Genomic DNA, 17,936 nt, shown 5'->3' with positions numbered 1-17,936 from the left:
TTTGTGCGACGTACGTACTAAGGCGGTGCGCGCGGCTGGTGCGGCCTGAACGCGATCGACGTTGTGTCAGATGACATCCTGAAGGAACGGGCGGATGACTGTCTACCTAATCGGAATCGACGGCGGTGGCACCAGCTGCCGAGCTGCAGTCGCCGGTGCGAACGGGAGTATCCTTGCGCGCGCTCAAGCCGGGCCAGCTAACATTCTCTCCGATCCGGATACGGCCGTCGACAACATTGCCAGTGCGACCCGCGCGGCTTTCTACGCAGCTGGCATCAATGCGCGTAGCATCGCCTCGGCGCGTGCAGTACTTGGGGTCGCAGGCAATAATGTCGGCGAGGCCGTTCACTACGTGAAAAACAGGCTACCCTTCGCCCAGGCGGACATCGAGTCAGACGGGCTGATCGCGCTACAAGGCGCGCTTGGTGATAAAGACGGAGCCGTCGCCATTTTAGGAACAGGCACGATCTACATTTCCCGCCACTGCGAAACGGTGACCTACGTCGGCGGATGGGGCTTTACTGTGGGCGACCTCGGCAGCGGTGCTCGTATTGGACATGCGCTTTTGCAAGAAACGCTGCTCGCATATGACGGCATCCACGACATGTCCGCGATGACCGCCTCCGTCCTTGCGGAATTCAAAAATGACCCGCGCAATATCGTCGAGTTTGCGCGGCATGCAAAGCCCGGCGCCTTCGGCCGCTATGCGCCGCGCGTATTCGAGCACATGAAACGGGGCGATGCTGTCGCCGCGCGCCTGTTGCAAGAAGCCGCTGTTTCAGTTGACGAAGCACTTGATCGTCTAGTCGCTCGAGGAACGCAGAAGATTTGCCTGCTCGGGGGATTGGGGCCGCTGTATTCGTCCTGGATCGCTGCACGGCATCAAAGTCTACTGGTAACGCCCGAAGGCGATGCACTGAGCGGGGCCGTGGCCCTGGCTGTGTCGCGCTTCGGGCATCTGAAAGCGATCGAATGAGCGACACGCTTGCGGCTATGCTTCCAGGATGGGGCACAGACATCAACGGCGCCGGTCCGCTCTATCAAAGGCTTCGCCTGGCGCTTGAAAAGGCGATCCTGTCGGGTAAACTCAAAGTGGGCGACGTTCTTTATCCCGAACGAGACCTCGCTGAACATCTCCGCGTTAGCCGTGTAACGGTCCGCAAAGCAATCGACCATCTCGTGCAAGACGGATTTCTGGTTCGCCGGCGCGGCTCAGGAACCTTCGTAGCCGGATCGGCGGTCCGCGCAGATCAGCCTCCGTCACGCGCGTATCTTTTGACAGGTGGCATTTCCTGGCTTGGATCGGGCACGAGAGTCGAGTGCATCGAGCGCAGCACGTCCCATCCCGCACCAGAGGAGATGATGACACTCGGCCTGTCAAGCGACAGTCGCGTCGTGCGCATCACCCATTTGCGGAGCTCGGCGGGCCAGCCGATTGCGATTGAACGCATATGCATTTCCTCCGAGTTCCTGCCCGACGCTCGTACCGTTACCTGTTCCATCTGTAACACACTCGCGGACGCAAACTTTAGACCCGTTCGTGCGATCCAACGCACTTTCGCACTTAACATCGAAGATCCGGACGCCACAACGCTTGGCGTCGCGGTCGGAACGGCTGGGCTTTTGACAAAACGCGTTGCCTATCTTGCTTCGGGCCGCGCGATCGAATTCACCCGCTCTCTTTTCCGAGGCAATGCCGAAGGTTTCGTCAGCGAGCTCACCTTTCTCGAAAACTGACCCTCTTCTTACAAGACAGGATCCTATCATGCACGCCACCATGCAAACGAACATGCGCCGAGAGATCGACGAAGTTCAGAAGCTGCGGCCAGATTGCTCGGTCGCTTAGCGAATGACTTGGCTGCCTTCGATGCGATTTGCGCGCCCTGGACTCCGAATTCGTCGTCACAGTCGCTCGAGGCTTGTCCGACCACGCCGCCATTTCCCTGAAATATTCAATCGAGCTAAGCGCGAAATTGCAGTCGCTTCGATTCGGCTGTCACTCGCATCAAACTACGGTCTCGAGCCCAACTTGGTCGCGGGCCGCCTTCCCAAGGCAGCCACGCGCGCCGTCGCCGCTTGGATTGCTCTGACAAATACGCTTCCCGCTTGCGGACCCACCAACGCCATGAGCATGCTGAGCACAAAGGTCGGCTTGTGCCTGAAGACGACGCAGATCTCTTGGTGTTGACCCTAAGTTTGAGTTGAAGTCGAGCTGGACAGGTAGGCCAAAGGGTTTCGAGACAAGCGATCATGGTGATCTTGGATCAAATTTGCACAGGTTCTCCAATCTCATGGTCGATGCTTTCCGCTCGGAAACCTGCTGGCTTTGGCTGAGTGGAACCAGCACGCCATGAAGATTGCGATACTCTCGCCGCTTGAACGAACCTGCCTCCATTGGATATCTAGAGGCTGGGCGGTGACTGATATCGCGTTGATCGAGGGAAAGGATACCGCTGAAATTGAGGTGTGCGTGGAGCGTGCGGTTATTTCACTCAACGCCGACTCAGTGGAACAGGCGCTCGAGAAAATGAAGATCACGCGGTCAGATTGATCGCCACGGTCGCTGGCGCCGGACGCTTTCACCTTGCTTTGCATGCTGCTTTTAAATGCGTCGTCTTGGCAACGTCAGCCCGCAGCAAGATCGCGCCATCGGTTTTGAAAGTACGGAGACACTGGCTCCTGAGGTCGGTGCGGCACGCCGCTGAGAGGTGGCACGAGAGCAGGCCGATCCGCGTGTTTGTGATAGATCCTGGCCGAGCTCCGGATTCTACGGTCAACCCGCTGAAGGTCCGCTAGGAAGTTGTGGCCGCTGCCGCTCCGCGTCGGGCTGATCGCGTCCGTCCCCTGCCTTTGAGGAGCCATTGAGCGGGAATTGGCCAGCTCCCATTGAACCTCCGTAAAGTCGCGCGATCTTTCCTTCGCACGGTCCAACGCCTTCCAGCTCTCCCGCGTCGAAGCCGATGGCGAGTACGGCGTTCCACCCTCTGACGGAATCGACCCCGACAACGATCTTGCGATCGTTCACGAATCTTTCCCTGGCCGGCTCATTGAACCTGCCCCTGCCTCTGGCGTGCCGCTTGCGAACTGCAAGCCGCAAGGGAGGCTTCGCCGCGGTCGAGCATAGCATGATCCGACACTTGTCAGCCGCGCCCTTGCCGCCTTTGCTCTTCGCGGCTGGCCGAAGGGTGCCCGCGAAACGACGGGCAAAGAAGGCAACGAGGGCCGATCGCCGGGCGATCGGAAATAAAATGAAGAGAAGAGACATAGAAGCGCTGCGCGAACGGGTCAGTTGCGCGGCCGTTCTCGAAAGGGCGAGCTTCGCCATCGACATCAAAGAAAGCACCCGGCGGGCGATCAAGTTTCGCCGTGACGGTGAAATCATCATCGTCACGCATGAGGGGCGCGGATGGTTCGATCCGCTCAGCGATGCGAAAGGCGACGTGTTCGGGCTTGTCGAGCACCTGGATCATGTCGGATTTCTCGAAGGCGCCGGGCGGGTCGCGGATCTCGTCGGTTTCGCGATCACGGAACCGGAGTGGCAGCCTGCGAGTGGTGGCGGTGGATACAACCCCTCTCTCCCTGAGCGTTGGCAGGCGCGCCGCAGCCCATGGCCCGGATCCTCGACATGGCGTTACCTCAATGGTGAGCGTTGCCTGCCGGCGTCTTTGCTCCACGCGGCGATCAAAGTGGAGCTTCTTCGGGAAGGCCCACATGGCAGCATGTGGGCAGCGCATACGGACGATGTCGGCGTTGTGACTGGCTGGGAGGCGCGAGGTCCACAATACCGAGGGTTCGCCTCTGGAGGGAACAAGGTTCTTTTCCGTCTCGGGCCGCCTACTGCGTTGCGCCTGGCCGTCACAGAAGCCGCGATCGATGCCATGAGTCTCGCGGCCATCGAGGCGTTGCGTGACGGCACGCTCTATCTCAGCACCGGCGGCGGATGGTCGCCGTCCACGCAAGCCGCGCTGAGGGAATTGGCCTCCAGACCTGACGCCCAGCTGGTCGCGGCGACCGACGCCAACTCTCAGGGCGACCTTTTTGCCGAGCGATTGCGGGCGCTCGCCGAAGATGCCGGCTGCGACTGGACGCGGCTGCGGCCGCCCGAGGAGGACTGGAACGAGACCCTGAAGATCAGGGAGAAGGAAGAGAGAAAGGAAGGAGGCGTGCCGCATTCCCGCCGCCCGCGTCAAGGGAGGCTTCGCCCGGCTGAGCCGGCCCTTGACCCGGCCGGACACGATGCCGGCGGCTCGGAAGGGGTCATGAAGGATTGAAGGGGATGGCGAGGTCGAGATGACGGCGCCGCACTTCGGTCTGAAAACGCGCAAGGAGCCGCAGATGATCCCCTCTCCCGCCATCCGAAAGGTTTTTCAGGGCGTCGCAAGCCGCCAGCAGATGTTCCGCATGTTCGATCGCCACGCGCAGCGCCCAAACCGTTGGGATGGTGATGCCGCACCCTTCTACGCAGACGAATGGTTCGAGATCGGCGAGACCGAGCATGATTACATGTTCGAGATCCTGCCGCCATTGTGGATCCGAGGGTCGATATTTGCGATGCGCGAATACATGACCGGCTCGGTGACATCAGTGTTCTTCGCGCTCAAGACCGACGCGGCCATTCGATATTTCCATGGCTATTGCGATCTTTCCGACAAGGCATCCGTCGAAACGATGCGCGTCGCCATCATCGAGCGCGAAAGCCGTCCGGTCCGGGCCACGACACGGCAAGAGCGGCTTGAGCATATTTGGAGCACGACTGCCGACGATTACCGCGGCTATGCCGGATACAAGTGGCCGCAGTCCGCTCGCGGCAAGCGCACCGTCGTGCTCTATGGCGGCAACGAGGGCACTTTCCTGAAGCTGCTCGAGGAACTCACCGACGGGGAGATCGCTGTGAAGCTGCCGGTGCATCTTCGCCCCCTTCCCTCCCCGATCGCCGCGTGAGGAGGACGCCATGTTCACTTTTAGCGTGGTCGACGTCCGTGCGGTGATCGCGCGCGGACGCACCGACGCGGCAGCCAATGGCGGTTTCCGCAATCCTCACTATGGACTTCTCCCGGATAAGGACGAACGGCAAGGCCTGTGGATCGTCGGCGATGAAGGCGTCCATCTGCTTTCTAACGGAAAATTGGCAGAGGGCCAAAGGGCACTCGCGGTCTATGCCGATGAGTGCGATCCGAAGACCAATCCGGACTGCTGGCACTACAAGCGCCGGTATTTCGGGGGAGACGACGGCATCGTCTTCATCGACGCTGAGAGCCTGGAAGCCATGCTTTCCACAAACCCGGAAGCCACGCATCTGCGGGCGGAGTTTGCGACGGAAACAATGCAGCTCTCCGTAATCACACGCTCGTAGGTCGCGATCGCTGCCGCCGGACGAACCAGGTCGAAATTCCCACAACTCATTTTCATCCGCCTTCGCAGCCACGGGACCTGTCCCGTGAGCGATGGCGCAAATCCTCGAAAAGGAGCTTTCATGTCCCACGATCCCTTCACCCTCGATATATCAGGCAGCAGCGCATTGTCGTCCGGCTTCGGCCTGGGCGTCACCGCGTTTGGCGGTTTCGCCGCCAATGACGACGATCCCAATCCGCCGCCGCCCTCCCCCACGCCGGCATTGCTTCTGCCAGCTGCAACGCGGCCGGCGACGCGGAGACAAGGCGAGCGAACCAACTTCTATCTCAACGACGGCGACGACCGCGGCTTGGCCGCGACCTGGAAGGAGCGGGCGAAGGCAAATCTTGCGGCCATCCTGACTGCCACCGAAATCGAAAAGCAGGATCGACCCGCCACCCGTGACGAGCAGGCGAGGCTGATCCGCTTCATCGGTTTTGGCGCATCGGAACTCGCAAACTGCATGTTCCGGCGTCTAGGCGAAGTCGACTTCCGGGAAGGCTGGGACGACCTCGGCAGTTGGCTGGAAAGCGCCGTCACCGATGCCGACTATGCTTCGCTCGCGCGCTGTACCCAGTATGCTCACTTCACCCCCGAGTTCATCGTCCGCGCAATCTGGGCGGCCCTTCAGCGTCTCGGCTGGCGTGGCGGACGTGTTCTGGAGCCAGGGATCGGCACGGGACTGTTTCCGGCGCTGATGCCAACAGCTCTCAGGGATACCAGCCATGTTAACGGAATCGAACTCGATCCGGTGACGGCACGGATTGCCCGGCTGCTTCAGCCGAAGGCGCGCGTCATCAACTCCGACTTCGCGCGCACCGATCTCAACGCGATCTATGATCTCGCCATCGGCAACCCGCCCTTCTCCGATCGCACGGTTCGGTCGGACCGGCAGTACCGTCCGCTCGGTCTCCGGCTGCACGACTACTTCATCGCCCGGTCGATCGATCTCTTGAAGCCTGGCGCACTCGCCGCTTTCGTCACGAGTTCGGGCACGATGGACAAGGCGGACGCGACGGCCCGTGAGCATATCGCCAGATCCGCCGATCTGATCGCCGCCGTCCGCCTGCCCGAGGGCAGCTTCCGGGCAGATGCCGGCACGGACGTAGTGGTGGACATCCTGTTCTTCCGCAAGCGCCGGATCGCCGAGCCGGAGGGCGAGCTGTCGTGGCTCGATCTGGAGGAGGTGCGCCCGGCCACATCCGACGACGGTGCAATCTGCGTGAACCGCTGGTTCGCGCGGCACCCGCATCTCGTGCTCGGCGAGCACGCCCTAACGTCTGGCCCGTTCGGCGAGACCTATACGTGCCGGCCACGCGCCGGTGAAGATCTCGAAACGGCACTGAAGGCCGTGATCGCTCTTCTTCCGGAGGATCTGTATGACGGCGAGCCGACGCAGATCGACATCGATCTGGAGGAGGAACTGGGCGAGATCGTCGATCTCCGCTCCGGCAACGACAAGGTCCGCGAGGGCAGCTTCTTCATCAATAGCCGCCACGGCCTCATGCAAATGATCGACGGAGTGCCGCTCGCGGTTTCGGTGCAGAAAGGCCGGTCAGGCGACGGCCTGCCCGAAAAGCATGTCCGGATCATCAAGAAGCTGATTCCGATCCGCGACGCCGTGCGCGAGGTTCTCAAAGCACAGGAGCTGGACCGACCGTGGCGGGATCTGCAGGTTCGGCTGCGCATCGCCTGGTCGAGTTTTGTGCGCGACTTCGGGCCGATCAACCATACGACGGTTTCGATCTCGGACTTTGAGGAAAGCGGCGAGGTCCGCGAAACCCATCGCCGGTCCAATCTCCAGCCGTTCCTGGACGACCCGGATTGCTGGCTGGTGGCCTCGATCGAGGACTACGACCTCGAAACCGATACGGCAAAGCCCGGTCCGATTTTCTCCGAGCGGGTGATTTCCCCTCCTGCACCACCCGTCATAACCTCAGCGGCCGATGCGCTCGCCGTCGTTCTCAACGAGCGTGGCCGCGTCGATCCCGAGCATATTGCCGAGCTGCTGCATCGCGATCCCGGCGCTGTGATCGGCGAGCTCGGGGACGCCATCTTCCGCGATCCCGCCGACGGGTCACGGCAGACCTCTGACGCCTATCTCTCTGGCCCGGTCCGCACGAAGCTCACGGTCGCCGAAGCGGCGGCGGCGCTCGATCCGTTATATGAGCGCAATGTCCGAGCGCTGCAGGGCGTCCAGCCCGCAGACCTCCGGCCGTCGGATATCACCGCCCGTCTCGGCGCGCCCTGGATCCCGGCTGCCGATATCGTCGCCTTTGTCAAGGAGACGATGGATACTGACATCCGAATCCACCACATGCCGGAGCTCGGGTCTTGGACCGTCGAGGCACGGCAGCTTGGCTACAACGCCGCTGGAACCTCCGAATGGGGCACAAGCCGCCGTCACGCCGGCGAACTGCTGGCCGACGCGCTGAACAGCCGGGTTCCGCAGATCTTCGACGTGTATAGGGATGTTGGGGGTGAACGTCGCGTTCTGAATGTCGTCGATACCGAAGCAGCCCGCGACAAGCTCCAGAAGGTCAAAGAGGCATTTCAGCGCTGGGTTTGGACCGATCCTGATCGGACCGACCGGCTGGCGCGAGTCTACAATGACCGGTTTAACAACATCGCGCCGCGAAAGTTCGACGGCTCCCACCTGCAATTGCCCGGCGCCAGTGGTGCCTTCCAGCTTTACGCGCACCAGAAGCGTGGAATCTGGAGGATCATCTCCTCCGGCTCGACCTATCTCGCTCACGCCGTCGGTGCCGGCAAGACGATGACCATGGCGGCCGCCATCATGGAACAGCGCCGTCTCGGCCTGATCGCCAAGGCAATGCTGGTCGTGCCCGGCCATTGCCTCGCGCAGGCGGCGCGCGAATTCCTCGCCCTCTATCCGAACGCTCGTATCCTCGTCGCCGACGAGACGAATTTTTCCAAGGACAAACGGGCACGTTTCCTGTCCCGAGCCGCCACGGCCACATGGGATGCTGTTATCATCACCCATTCCGCCTTCCGGTTCATCGCCGTGCCGTCGGCGTTCGAGAGCCAAATGGTCCATGACGAGCTGGAGCTCTACGAGGATCTTCTGACCAAGGTGGACAGCGAGGATCGGGTGTCGCGTAAGCGGCTCGAGCGCCTGAAGGAAGGTTTGCAAGAGCGGCTGGAAGCGCTCTCAACCCGCAAGGACGACCTTCTCACGATCTCGGAAATCGGCGTCGATCAGATCATCGTCGATGAGGCGCAGGAATTCCGCAAACTCTCTTTTGCGACCAATATGTCGACACTGAAAGGCATCGACCCCAACGGATCGCAGCGGGCCTGGGACCTCTATGTCAAGTCCCGCTATATCGAGACCAAGAATCCCGGCCGCGCGCTCGTGCTGGCCTCCGGCACGCCAATCACCAACACGCTCGGTGAGATGTTCTCGATCCAGCGACTGCTCGGCCACGTGGCGCTCCGCGAACGCGGGCTTCACGAATTCGACGCCTGGGCCTCGACCTTTGGTGACACGACGACCGAACTCGAAATCCAGCCATCCGGCAAATACAAGGCGGTCAGCCGGTTTGCGAGCTTCGTCAACGTGCCGGAGCTGATCGCCATGTTCCGCAGTTTTGCCGATGTGGTGATGCCGGCGGACCTGAAACAATATGTGAAGGTTCCGGACCTCTCGACCGGTCGGCGGCAAATTCTCACGGCCAAGCCGACGCCGGCCTTCAAACTCTATCAGCAGATCCTCGACAGACGCATCAAGGCAATCGAGATGCGGGAGGGGCCAGCCCAGCCCGGTGACGATATCCTACTGTCCGTCATCACCGACGGCCGCCACGCGGCGATCGACCTGCGGCTGGTCATTCCGGCAAACGACAACGAGCCGGACAACAAGCTCAACCTGCTCATCGAGAACGCTTTTCGCATCTGGAGGGAAACGAGCGAAAACACCTATCATCGCCCGGACGGCAAGCCCTATGAACTGCCTGGCGCCGCGCAGATGATCTTCTCCGATCTCGGCACCATTAATGCCGAGAAGACGCGAGGCTTCAGCGCCTATCGCTGGATTCGTGACGAATTGATCCGCATGGGCGTGCCCGCTTCGGAAATCGCCCACATACAAGACTTCAAGAAGACCGAGGCAAAGCAGCGACTGTTCGGTGACGTCCGATCGGGCAAGGTTCGCTTCCTGATCGGCTCCTCGGAAATGATGGGCACCGGCGTTAACGCCCAGCTCAGATTGAAGGCGCTGCATCACCTCGATGTGCCGTGGCTGCCGTCACAGATCGAGCAGCGCGAGGGTCGAATCGTCCGCCAAGGCAATCAGCACGATGTCGTCGATATCTTCGCCTATGCTACGCAAGGGTCACTCGATGCTGCGATGTGGCAGAACAACGAGCGCAAGGCCCGCTTCATCGCTGCCGCTCTTTCGGGCGATACATCGATCCGCAGGCTGGACGATCTCGGCGAAGGCCAGGCCAACCAGTTCGCCATGGCAAAGGCGATTGCCTCGGGCGACGAGCGCCTGATGCAGAAGGCTGGTCTCGACGCCGATATCGCTCGTCTCGAGCGGTTACGCGCCGCCCATGATGACGACCTGTTCGCAGTGCGCCGGCAGGTCCGGGACGCCGAACGCGACATTGAGGTGTCGACCCGGCGCATCGGCGACATCGGCAAGGATATCCAACGGCTGGTTCCGACTGCGGGAGATGCCTTCACGATGACCGTCACGGCCGTTTCATACGACGAGCGAAAGGAAGCCGGCCGCGCGCTGATGAAGGAAATCCTTACCCTCGTCCAGCTTCAACAGGAGGGTGAGATCGTCATCGCTTCCATTGGTGGCTTCGATCTCGTCTATGATGGCGAGCGGTTCGGCAGGTCTGACGGCTATCGCTACACGACCATGCTTCAGCGCACGGGCGCGGATTACGAGATCGATCTCGCTGTCACGGTGACGCCGCTCGGCGCGGTCTCCCGCCTTGAGCACGCGCTCGACGACTTCGACGGGGAGCGGGAACGCTATCGCCAGCGGCTGGAGGAGGCGCGCAGACGTCTTGCCTCATACCAAACCCGTGAGTGTGGCGAATTCGCGTTTGCCGGGGAACTGGGCGAAAAGCGTCGCCAGCTCCGGGACGTTGAGGCGGAACTCGCAGCCGAGGCGCGCGAGGCAGGTACCTCTGCCAGGCAATCAGCCTGATCTCGGAAGCAGTGCCGCATGCGCATAGGTGCATTGCACAATAAATGTTTTCCATCTGATCAAAAAATGATCATAGTGCACACAGCTGGTGCACATGGCGGTCTCCTCCCAGTGCCGCCGCAACAGCTGTTCCCCTCTGGAGGTTTTTGACCTTCACACTTCGTGGGCCTCGGTTTTCCGACGGCCCATTTTTTTGTTCCCTTGCAACCAGATTGCGAGCTCTGTAGCAGAGCGCTTATCAGAAGAAGTTGGGAAAGGGAGAAGGGGAAAGGGAAGGAGAACCGGTCGCAGATCGGTCCTCCCGCCGCCGCTGTCGCTCAACCGCCGCCTCCGCATCCCGGCCACTCGTCTTTCGCAGGGCTGTTAGCCCCGCTTGTCCTTCGCGGCAGGGCTGCTCGACCGCTGTTGCGCCGGTCGGGCCGCTTTGCGGTCCGGAAGATGTCTTCAGGAAAAAATGAAGACTGGAAGGACCGGCAGAGGGCCAGGTCCGCATCCCGCGGAAAGGAACACTCCCATGCAACTCATGAAGGTCGATCCGCGTGCGCTGAAGGACAATCCCGACAATACGCGCCAGTCGAAATCGACGCCCCAGGCCGACGCGCTGCTGCTTGCGACCATCAAGGCCGTCGGCATCATCCAGCCACCCGTCATTTTCGCCGAAGCCGGCGGCAACGGCTATGTCATCGAAGCCGGTCACCGGCGCACCCGCATGGCGATCGCCGCCGGCATGGAGGAAATCGATGTTATCGTCGTCGAGGCGGCCAACGACAATGGCGCGATGCGTTCGATGATCGAAAACATCGCGCGCGAACCGCTCAATCCGGTCGACCAATGGCGCGGCATCGAGCGCCTCGTTGCTCTCGGCTGGACCGAGGAAGCGATTGCGATTGCGCTGGCGTTGCCGGTCAGACAGATCCGGAAGCTTCGACTGCTCGCCAATGTGCTGCCGGCGATGCTCGATCACATGGCCAGGGGCGACATGCCAAACGAGCAGCAGCTTCGCACGATTTCCGCGGCGTCGCTCGACGAGCAGAAGGAAGTCTGGAAGGCCCACAAGCCAAAGAAGGGTGACACGGCATCCTGGTGGGCGATCGCCACCGGCCTCACCAAGACCCGCATGTTCGCGCGCGATGCGAGCTTTGGCGACGATCTTCGCCGGGCCTATGGCATCGAATGGGCGGAAGACCTGTTCGGACCGGCTGACGAGGACAATCGCTTCACGACGAACGTCGAAGCGTTCCTCGGTGCGCAGCAGGAATGGATGAGCAGCAATCTCCCGAAGAAGGGTTCCATCGTCGAGCTCAACAATTGGGGCCAGCCGCAGTTGCCGCCGAAGGCGGAGCGTGTCTACGGCAAGCCCGGCAAGGGCGATTGCACCGCCATGTATCTCGATCGAGAGGGCAAGGTGCAGTCCGCCCACTTCCGGATGCCGGAGGCGAAGAAGGCGAACGGCAAGGCCGATCCGACCGCGCCCGGCGGTGAGGACGGAAACGAGGCCATCGATGTTGCAGCCAAGACCCGTCCCGACGTGACCCGAAACGGCCTCGACATGATCGGCGATTTCCGCACAGACGCTCTGCACGAGGCATTGGCACGAGCGCCGATCGAGGACGATACCCTCATGGCGCTGCTCGTCCTCGCATTCGCCGGGCAGAACGTCTCGGTCGACTCCGGCTCCGAAACCTCCAACCATCTCTACGGCTCCAGGCGTTTCGCCCGGCACGCCGTCCGGCTGATCGGTGAAAGCGGCAAGCTGGAATTCGACACGGATACGCTTCGTGTCGTGGCCAGGTTGACCCTGATCGACGCACTGTCGGCGCGGACCAACCGCACGGACAGCGGCATTGTCGCCCGGATCGCCGGCGATGCCATCGGCGCCGACACCGATCTTCCGAACATGGGCACGGAGGAGTTCCTCGCGTGCCTATCGCGTCCGGCGCTGAAAGCGTCCTGCGGCGGGACGAATGTCGTTCCCCGCCCGCGCGTCAGGGACACCCGCGCTGCCCTTGTCGAGCACTTCAAGGACGAACGGTTCGTGCATCCGGCAGCCCTCTTCGCACCCGATGACGCGAAGCTGGGCGAGTGGCTGGTCAAGAATATGGAGCATGGGGGCGAGGACGACGATGCACCCGCCGACGGGCCGATGGGCGGCATCGAGAACGGCGCCGACGGTGAGTCTGATCCGTCGATCGAAGACGGCGCGGTCGACAAACCCGATGTTCCGGAAGCCGAGGACGGCGGCAACGCAGCCGACACCGGGCTCGAAGAACTGGATGAAGCCGACGCTGACACCAGCACTGAGGATCCCGATACCGCCTACGGAATTGCGGCCGAGTAACCCTCTCCCACAACGTCATACTGATCGATACCGCCGCCGGCCATCACCGGCGGCGGCTTTGTTTCCACACCTCAAAACAGGAGAACACGCATGTCCGCGTCTTTGATTTATGATCTCGCCCCGATCGGCTCGATTGTCGCCTGGTCCGACGGCACGCCCCGCCCGCCCGAACGCCACAAAAGGAAGCTCCCCGCCTGGGAAAACCGCAACAGCAAGGGTCGGCTGATCCGCAAACAGGGCAAGCGTGGAATCGGCAATGCCAACCTGTCGCCGGATTTTACGCTGAATGAGGGCGATTTCGGCGGCAATGGCGTCATCACGATCCGTATCCACAGGACGTTCTCGCTCGACAGCAGCCTGACATTCAAGGTGATCGAGCGCCCGCAGCTCGGCCACATCAGGGTCTTCGACCGCGCCGGCGACAACGCCGAACTCGTCCACCTCGCCGCTAATCGCCAAGCCGCGGAGGAATGGTTGGCGCGGCATGGCTATCCCGATGCCGTGCTGGAAGAGGTCACTGCCGATGAAGTGGCGGCCGATCACGTCGAGGGGAGGGTCGCGGCATGACGCCTGCTCTCCAAGCCAAAGCAGCTTCCGCCCGTGATTTGCCAGGGCCGGAGTTCAGCCGCAGCGCCGATGACCTGCCTGTCGCCCGTGTCGGCGATCTCGTTTTCGCCATGGTGTCGGGACGCGATGGCCAGCATTTTCTCGTGAGCGCCTGGCGTGTGGCACGGCCGCTTTCCGAGCTCAAACGCGACGACTTCTATTCGCATCATGGCGCCGTTGCGGATGAGGCGGAATTTCAAGCACGGATGTTCGAACAGGCCGAACACAGCCGCGAGCTCCGGGCGCTCGCCCGGCCAACGGTTCGGATGAACTGCTCCACCCCGTGGGGACCTTCGCAGGGCGCCACCGTCTACGCGGAGGGTATCGTCTCTCACACCACGGCCGGGCATGGCGGGTTCAAGTTGTGCAACGAGTGCAACGTCAAGATTCATCCGATGCTTCGTTGCGCAGGCGGCTGGTACGAAGAAGATGCCGCGTGGGCCGCGATTGCCCTCGCCTATCCGAATCTCTTTACCGGATACGAGCGCAAGTGCGCCGATCGGACGATCCGGGATTCGTGGCCCGATGCCTGGGAAGCGATCTTCGGTCGCCCCCTTGCGCCCGGTGAATCCCATGAGAAGGATCGCCGCGCCTTCGAGCGGGAGCATGCCGGCGACTGGATCGTCATCTCCGCGCTACGCTCGGAGCAGCATCCCGGGATGACCGAAGTCATCGCCACGATTGACGGCGCGCGTGCCGCCGATGCGCAAGAGCGCCGCTATCTGGTGCCAAGCGACGAGTACGAGGTTGGCCGATTTCGCTTCGTCATCGATCCGGCGCGCCACGCTGCCTATGACGGATCGTCGTCTTTCATCAACTGGCAGGCCCGGGTGATCAGTCCATGAATCCGGTCAGTCCCCGCGTTCTTCTGTTCCGCATGGAGGCGGCGCGGCGAGAGACCCGCCACCATCTCGATCGCATTCACCGGCAGATCACGGGCCGGGCCGAACGAAGAGCGGTCACCGAGAAGGCGAAAGCCCGCTCGCACCTCCGGGGCGGGTCGCGGTGGACGCGCTCCGACGAACAGCTGTTTCAGGATCACGTCGAGCGGCTCAGCTTCGAACGGCGAACGGAAATCGCTGCCCTAGCTCGCAAACTCCAACATAAGGAGCGGGCGATCACTACCATGCGTATGATGCTCGGCGATGATGCGGGTAATGCGGCGGCGTGAGTCCGACCGTATGGGGGCTTTCGTGGCGGCTGATCCGCGCTGGAGGAAGGGATGCGGCTGTCGGTCGCGAGGGGCTCTCTCCTCCGGGGTTTCGGAGCCTTGGCCCGCGCCGCCGGTCTGCCCTTCGTTTTCGCTGCGGTCTGAACCGGCGGCCGGTCGTTTCAAGGCCGCTGGCGCGCCGCGGAGCGGCCGGTGCAGCCTTCCTCGCAAAACGGCTCCGCGTCCTTCGCAGGGCTTTACCCCGCTTGTCCGCAAACCCGTTTCGCTCGTCCGGCCGTCCCGGACCCGTGAAAGCCCCCGTCCTCAACCGGTTCCTGTCGACCGCATCGAAGGGCAGACCGGCAGGGGCCGGAGCCGCTTCGGTGAAAACCACGAAAGGAAGATCCCATGGCCAAGCCCGCAACCAATCGACCCTCCCCCCGCGTCGTGCCGCTCCGCAAGGGCGCGACCCTCGAGATGGTCAGGCTCACATGCCCGGACACCGTCCAGGCAATGCTGATCGCCGAGAGCTTTGGATCCGCGGTAGTCGACAGCGACGGCATCCGTGAGCTCCACGAGCGCCTGATCATTGCGACCGCCGACAGCCTCTCGGACGGTCTCGGCGAGAAAGCGATGCAGATCCATCTCCAGCGCATCGTCGGGGCCTATGTCGGCTCGGCGCACGGAGCCGGCCAGTTCTACAGTCGGGCAGTCTCCGAGGCGCGAGACGCCACCGCCAAATCGGCAAACGATGCCCGCGACGAGGACCTCGATGGCCCGGTCGGTTACGACAGCGCCGCCCAGCGCAGACGCGAATTCGCCGCCGACATGGGCATACAGTCCCACGCGTTGCGGATGGCCGCCGAGGGCGCAGTCGCTGCTTACAGCCACGTCATCGGCGAAGCCTGGAAGCCTTTCGACCGCCCGGTCGAAAACCCGGGCCAGTCGCTCGACCGCAAGGCGGCGGAGGCGCAGATGGCGGCACTCGGTTGAGCCGTTTTTCGCGCGGAGCTTCGGCTCCGCCCTTTCTTCCCTCTCCCTGATCATTAGGCCGGTTCCTTTGGGACCGGCCTTTTTCCAGGTCATCAGAAGGAAGAGAAACATGGACCCCGCTCGCCACGCGACCCCGTCCCGGTCGGCGGTCCTGCAGGAGCCGGTTGTCCGCCGCAACGGCTTCGCCGTCCTTCTCTCCGTTCCGGCCGTTCCGGTGCGGCATGCCACCCGATCGCTCCTGCCTTCGGACCTCCGCGACGGGGCCGCGGTGGGCGCGGCCTCCAAAACGGAGGATAATGACATGAGCAGGAAAGCCGAGGGCGAACGCGCCGACATCTATGCACGGATCACGGCCCGGATCGTTGCCGATCTGGAAAAAGGTGTAAAACCCTGGATGAAACCCTGGCACGCGGCCAACACCAATGGCCGGATTACCCGGCCGCTACGCTACAACGGTCAGCCCTATTCGGGCATGAACATTCTGTTGTTATGGTCGGAGGGAATGGCGCGCGGCTTCACCTCACCCATGTGGATGACGTTCAAGCAGGCGCTCGAACTGGGAGCGGCGGTGCGCAAGGGCGAGACCGGTTCGACGGTCGTCTTCGCCAGCCGCTTCACCAAGTCCGAGGCGGACGGCAATGGTGGAGAAGTCGACCGGGAAATCCCGTTTCTGAAAGCATATACAGTGTTCAACATCGAGCAGATCGACGGGCTGCCGGAGCCGTACCATCACAAACCCGGTCCGGTGCTCGATCCTGACGAGCGCATGGAGCACGCCGATCGCTTTTTCCGCAACACCGGCGCAGTCATCCGCCATGGTGGGGTGCAGGCCTATTATTCGCCAGTCACGGACCACATCCAGATGCCGCAGTTCGAGACGTTCCGCGACGCCGCGTCTTACGTGGCAACCCTGAGTCACGAAAGTTGCCATTGGACGGCGCGCGCCGATCGCGTCGGGCGCGATCTCAGCCGATATGCCAAAGACAAGAGCGAGCGGGCTCGCGAAGAACTGATCGCCGAACTTGGAAGCTGCTTCCTTTGCGCTGATCTCGGGATCGCACCGGAGCTGGAGCCACGGCCGGACCATGCGTCTTACCTCGGCTCGTGGTTGAAGGTTCTATCCGACGACAGGCGGGCTATCTTCCAAGCCGCGGCACATGCCCAGCGTTCTGTCAACTTTCTGCACGGACTCCAGCGCGTTCAGGCCGACAACAGAGCGGCTGCGTAGGAGACACTAAGGTCGGTCGTTGTCACCCGCAACGGCCAACAGCTCATTCGGCTCTCTCTCCGCCAGGGCATGCGGATCGGACGTGAGGTCCAGCTTCCCCCAGATCGATGGTTTCCGATCGGCGGCTTTCAGCTTTCGGCATTGCTTAATTTCGACGGTAAACGGCTTTGTCTGCTGACGCATAGATCCTCCAAGCGACGAATCTCGGCCCGACAATATCGCGTTGATAACGGGAGGCAACTGCCCGGCTGGACGAGTTTGTCGTATCCGAAGTCACCGCTAAGACTTAGAGACAGAGGAACGGCTTCGCGACCGGGCTGTTCCGCCGGGGCAACGATACTGGCGAGGGCGCCATCGACCTGTTCCTCACACCGCTGTCATGGGCCACGTCCTCCGCGGGCTCGATGAGGCATGTCTGATCGGAGACCGGCTTCGCCTCGATCGTTCTCCCGCAACGGCCGTCCGCAACTTTCTTCCCCTGCGAACTGCGTTCGCATTCCTCGCGGCCCAAGAAAGCTGCTCCCGGCCGCCTTCCTCTTCGTTTCAGCCCCTTCGGGGTGCGGTCCGAGCGTCCCCGATCCTTGCGACAGCCATCGAGGCCGCGAAGGGCGCGGCCCGAAACAACCGAAAGAAAGGAACAGACAATGGCTACCATCGGCACCTTCACCTCCACCGAAAGCGGCTTCACCGGCTCGATCCGCACCCTCGCACTCAACGTCAAGGCCCGCATCGCCCGCATCGAAAACCCCTCCGACAAGGGTCCGCACTTCCGTATCTACGCCGGCAATGTCGATTATGCTGAGACGGTGATTATGCGGAGTGCTGGTCGCTGAAGGCTGGATTTGCTGATGATTTCGGCGGATTTTACTCCGCATAATCCCGGCGGGATTAAAGGGAGCGCCCCGCTTTGGGCGGAGCCCTTGGTGTTGGTCAGCGGGACCAGATGAGCTTGTGCTCGCCCTTATCGCCCTGGACGAGGGAGGCGTAGACCGGCGCCGTGAAGGACGGATCGTCGAGCTTGAGCGAGAGGTATTCGGCGCCCGTT

General features: G+C 62.3%; 14 protein-coding genes and 2 pseudogenes. 15 read left to right on the top strand and 1 reads right to left on the bottom strand.

The genetic code is table 11. From position 1 onward, the window contains the following. Nucleotides 1-94: 94 nt before the first annotated feature. The 15 genes and pseudogenes from HJC00_RS30510 to HJC00_RS30445 all read left to right on the top strand — a co-directional run. On the top strand, nt 95-976 hold the full coding sequence (locus HJC00_RS30510) for an N-acetylglucosamine kinase (protein ID WP_168257357.1): 882 nt from the start codon (nt 95-97) through the stop codon (nt 974-976). After that, nucleotides 973-1,737 carry a GntR family transcriptional regulator gene (locus HJC00_RS30505; RefSeq protein WP_168301584.1) on the top strand — a complete coding sequence of 255 codons (765 nt, stop codon included), beginning with the start codon at nt 973-975 and terminating at the stop codon, nt 1,735-1,737. The genes HJC00_RS30510 and HJC00_RS30505 overlap by 4 nt, the downstream gene beginning before the upstream one ends. A gap of 40 nt (nt 1,738-1,777) precedes the next feature. Beyond that, nucleotides 1,778-2,107 (top strand): annotated as a pseudogene (locus HJC00_RS33095) (aminotransferase); the annotation flags it as partial. A gap of 243 nt (nt 2,108-2,350) precedes the next feature. Further along, nucleotides 2,351-2,551 (top strand): hypothetical protein, encoded by a 201-nt coding sequence (locus tag HJC00_RS30500; RefSeq protein WP_127431452.1) that lies wholly within the window; start codon nt 2,351-2,353, stop codon nt 2,549-2,551. A gap of 697 nt (nt 2,552-3,248) precedes the next feature. Beyond that, nucleotides 3,249-4,271, top strand: a complete 1,023-nt coding sequence (locus HJC00_RS30495) for a DUF3991 and toprim domain-containing protein (protein ID WP_221165097.1) — start codon at nt 3,249-3,251, stop codon at nt 4,269-4,271. 64 nt (nt 4,272-4,335) lie between these two features. Then, nucleotides 4,336-4,941, top strand: coding sequence for a DUF1419 domain-containing protein (locus HJC00_RS30490; protein WP_221165090.1), 606 nt, complete (start codon nt 4,336-4,338; stop codon nt 4,939-4,941). Between the two features lie 10 nt (nt 4,942-4,951). Beyond that, nucleotides 4,952-5,353: a DUF3085 domain-containing protein gene (locus HJC00_RS30485; protein WP_221165089.1), complete on the top strand. Its 402-nt coding sequence runs from the start codon at nt 4,952-4,954 to the stop codon at nt 5,351-5,353. A 120-nt stretch (nt 5,354-5,473) separates the two neighbouring features. Continuing rightward, nucleotides 5,474-10,576: a DEAD/DEAH box helicase family protein gene (locus tag HJC00_RS30480; RefSeq protein ID WP_221165088.1), complete on the top strand. Its 5,103-nt coding sequence runs from the start codon at nt 5,474-5,476 to the stop codon at nt 10,574-10,576. 514 nt (nt 10,577-11,090) lie between these two features. Continuing rightward, a complete protein-coding gene (locus tag HJC00_RS30475) occupies nt 11,091-12,914 on the top strand; it encodes a ParB N-terminal domain-containing protein (RefSeq protein ID WP_221165087.1) in 1,824 nt (607 codons plus the stop codon). 90 nt (nt 12,915-13,004) lie between these two features. Further along, nucleotides 13,005-13,481 (top strand): hypothetical protein, encoded by a 477-nt coding sequence (locus tag HJC00_RS30470; protein WP_221165086.1) that lies wholly within the window; start codon nt 13,005-13,007, stop codon nt 13,479-13,481. Continuing rightward, a complete protein-coding gene (locus HJC00_RS30465) occupies nt 13,478-14,365 on the top strand; it encodes a DUF7007 domain-containing protein (RefSeq protein WP_221165085.1) in 888 nt (295 codons plus the stop codon). Before HJC00_RS30470 ends, HJC00_RS30465 begins: the two co-directional genes overlap by 4 nt. Beyond that, a complete protein-coding gene (locus HJC00_RS30460; protein WP_221165084.1) occupies nt 14,362-14,691 on the top strand; it encodes a hypothetical protein in 330 nt (109 codons plus the stop codon). Before HJC00_RS30465 ends, HJC00_RS30460 begins: the two co-directional genes overlap by 4 nt. 387 nt (nt 14,692-15,078) lie before the next feature. Next, on the top strand, nt 15,079-15,663 hold the full coding sequence (locus HJC00_RS30455; RefSeq protein ID WP_221165083.1) for a hypothetical protein: 585 nt from the start codon (nt 15,079-15,081) through the stop codon (nt 15,661-15,663). 301 nt (nt 15,664-15,964) lie between these two features. After that, the gene (locus HJC00_RS30450; protein ID WP_221165096.1) at nt 15,965-16,891 is read left to right on the top strand and encodes an ArdC family protein; all 927 of its coding nucleotides are present in this window, start codon (nt 15,965-15,967) and stop codon (nt 16,889-16,891) included. Nucleotides 16,892-17,535: 644 nt separating this feature from the next. Next, nucleotides 17,536-17,685: pseudogene (locus tag HJC00_RS30445) on the top strand (DUF736 family protein); the annotation flags it as partial. 136 nt (nt 17,686-17,821) lie between these two features. On the opposite strand, the gene HJC00_RS30440 reads toward HJC00_RS30445, so the two are convergent. Next, nucleotides 17,822-17,936: DUF736 family protein (locus HJC00_RS30440; protein WP_221165095.1), on the bottom strand; the 115-nt coding region annotated here is incomplete at its 5' end.

The organism is Rhizobium sp. NLR22b, from assembly GCF_019685295.1.
Classification (GTDB): domain Bacteria; phylum Pseudomonadota; class Alphaproteobacteria; order Rhizobiales; family Rhizobiaceae; genus Rhizobium.
The sequence above is the reverse complement of the archived record's forward strand: the minus strand, read 5'-3'. Positions and strand labels throughout refer to the sequence as shown.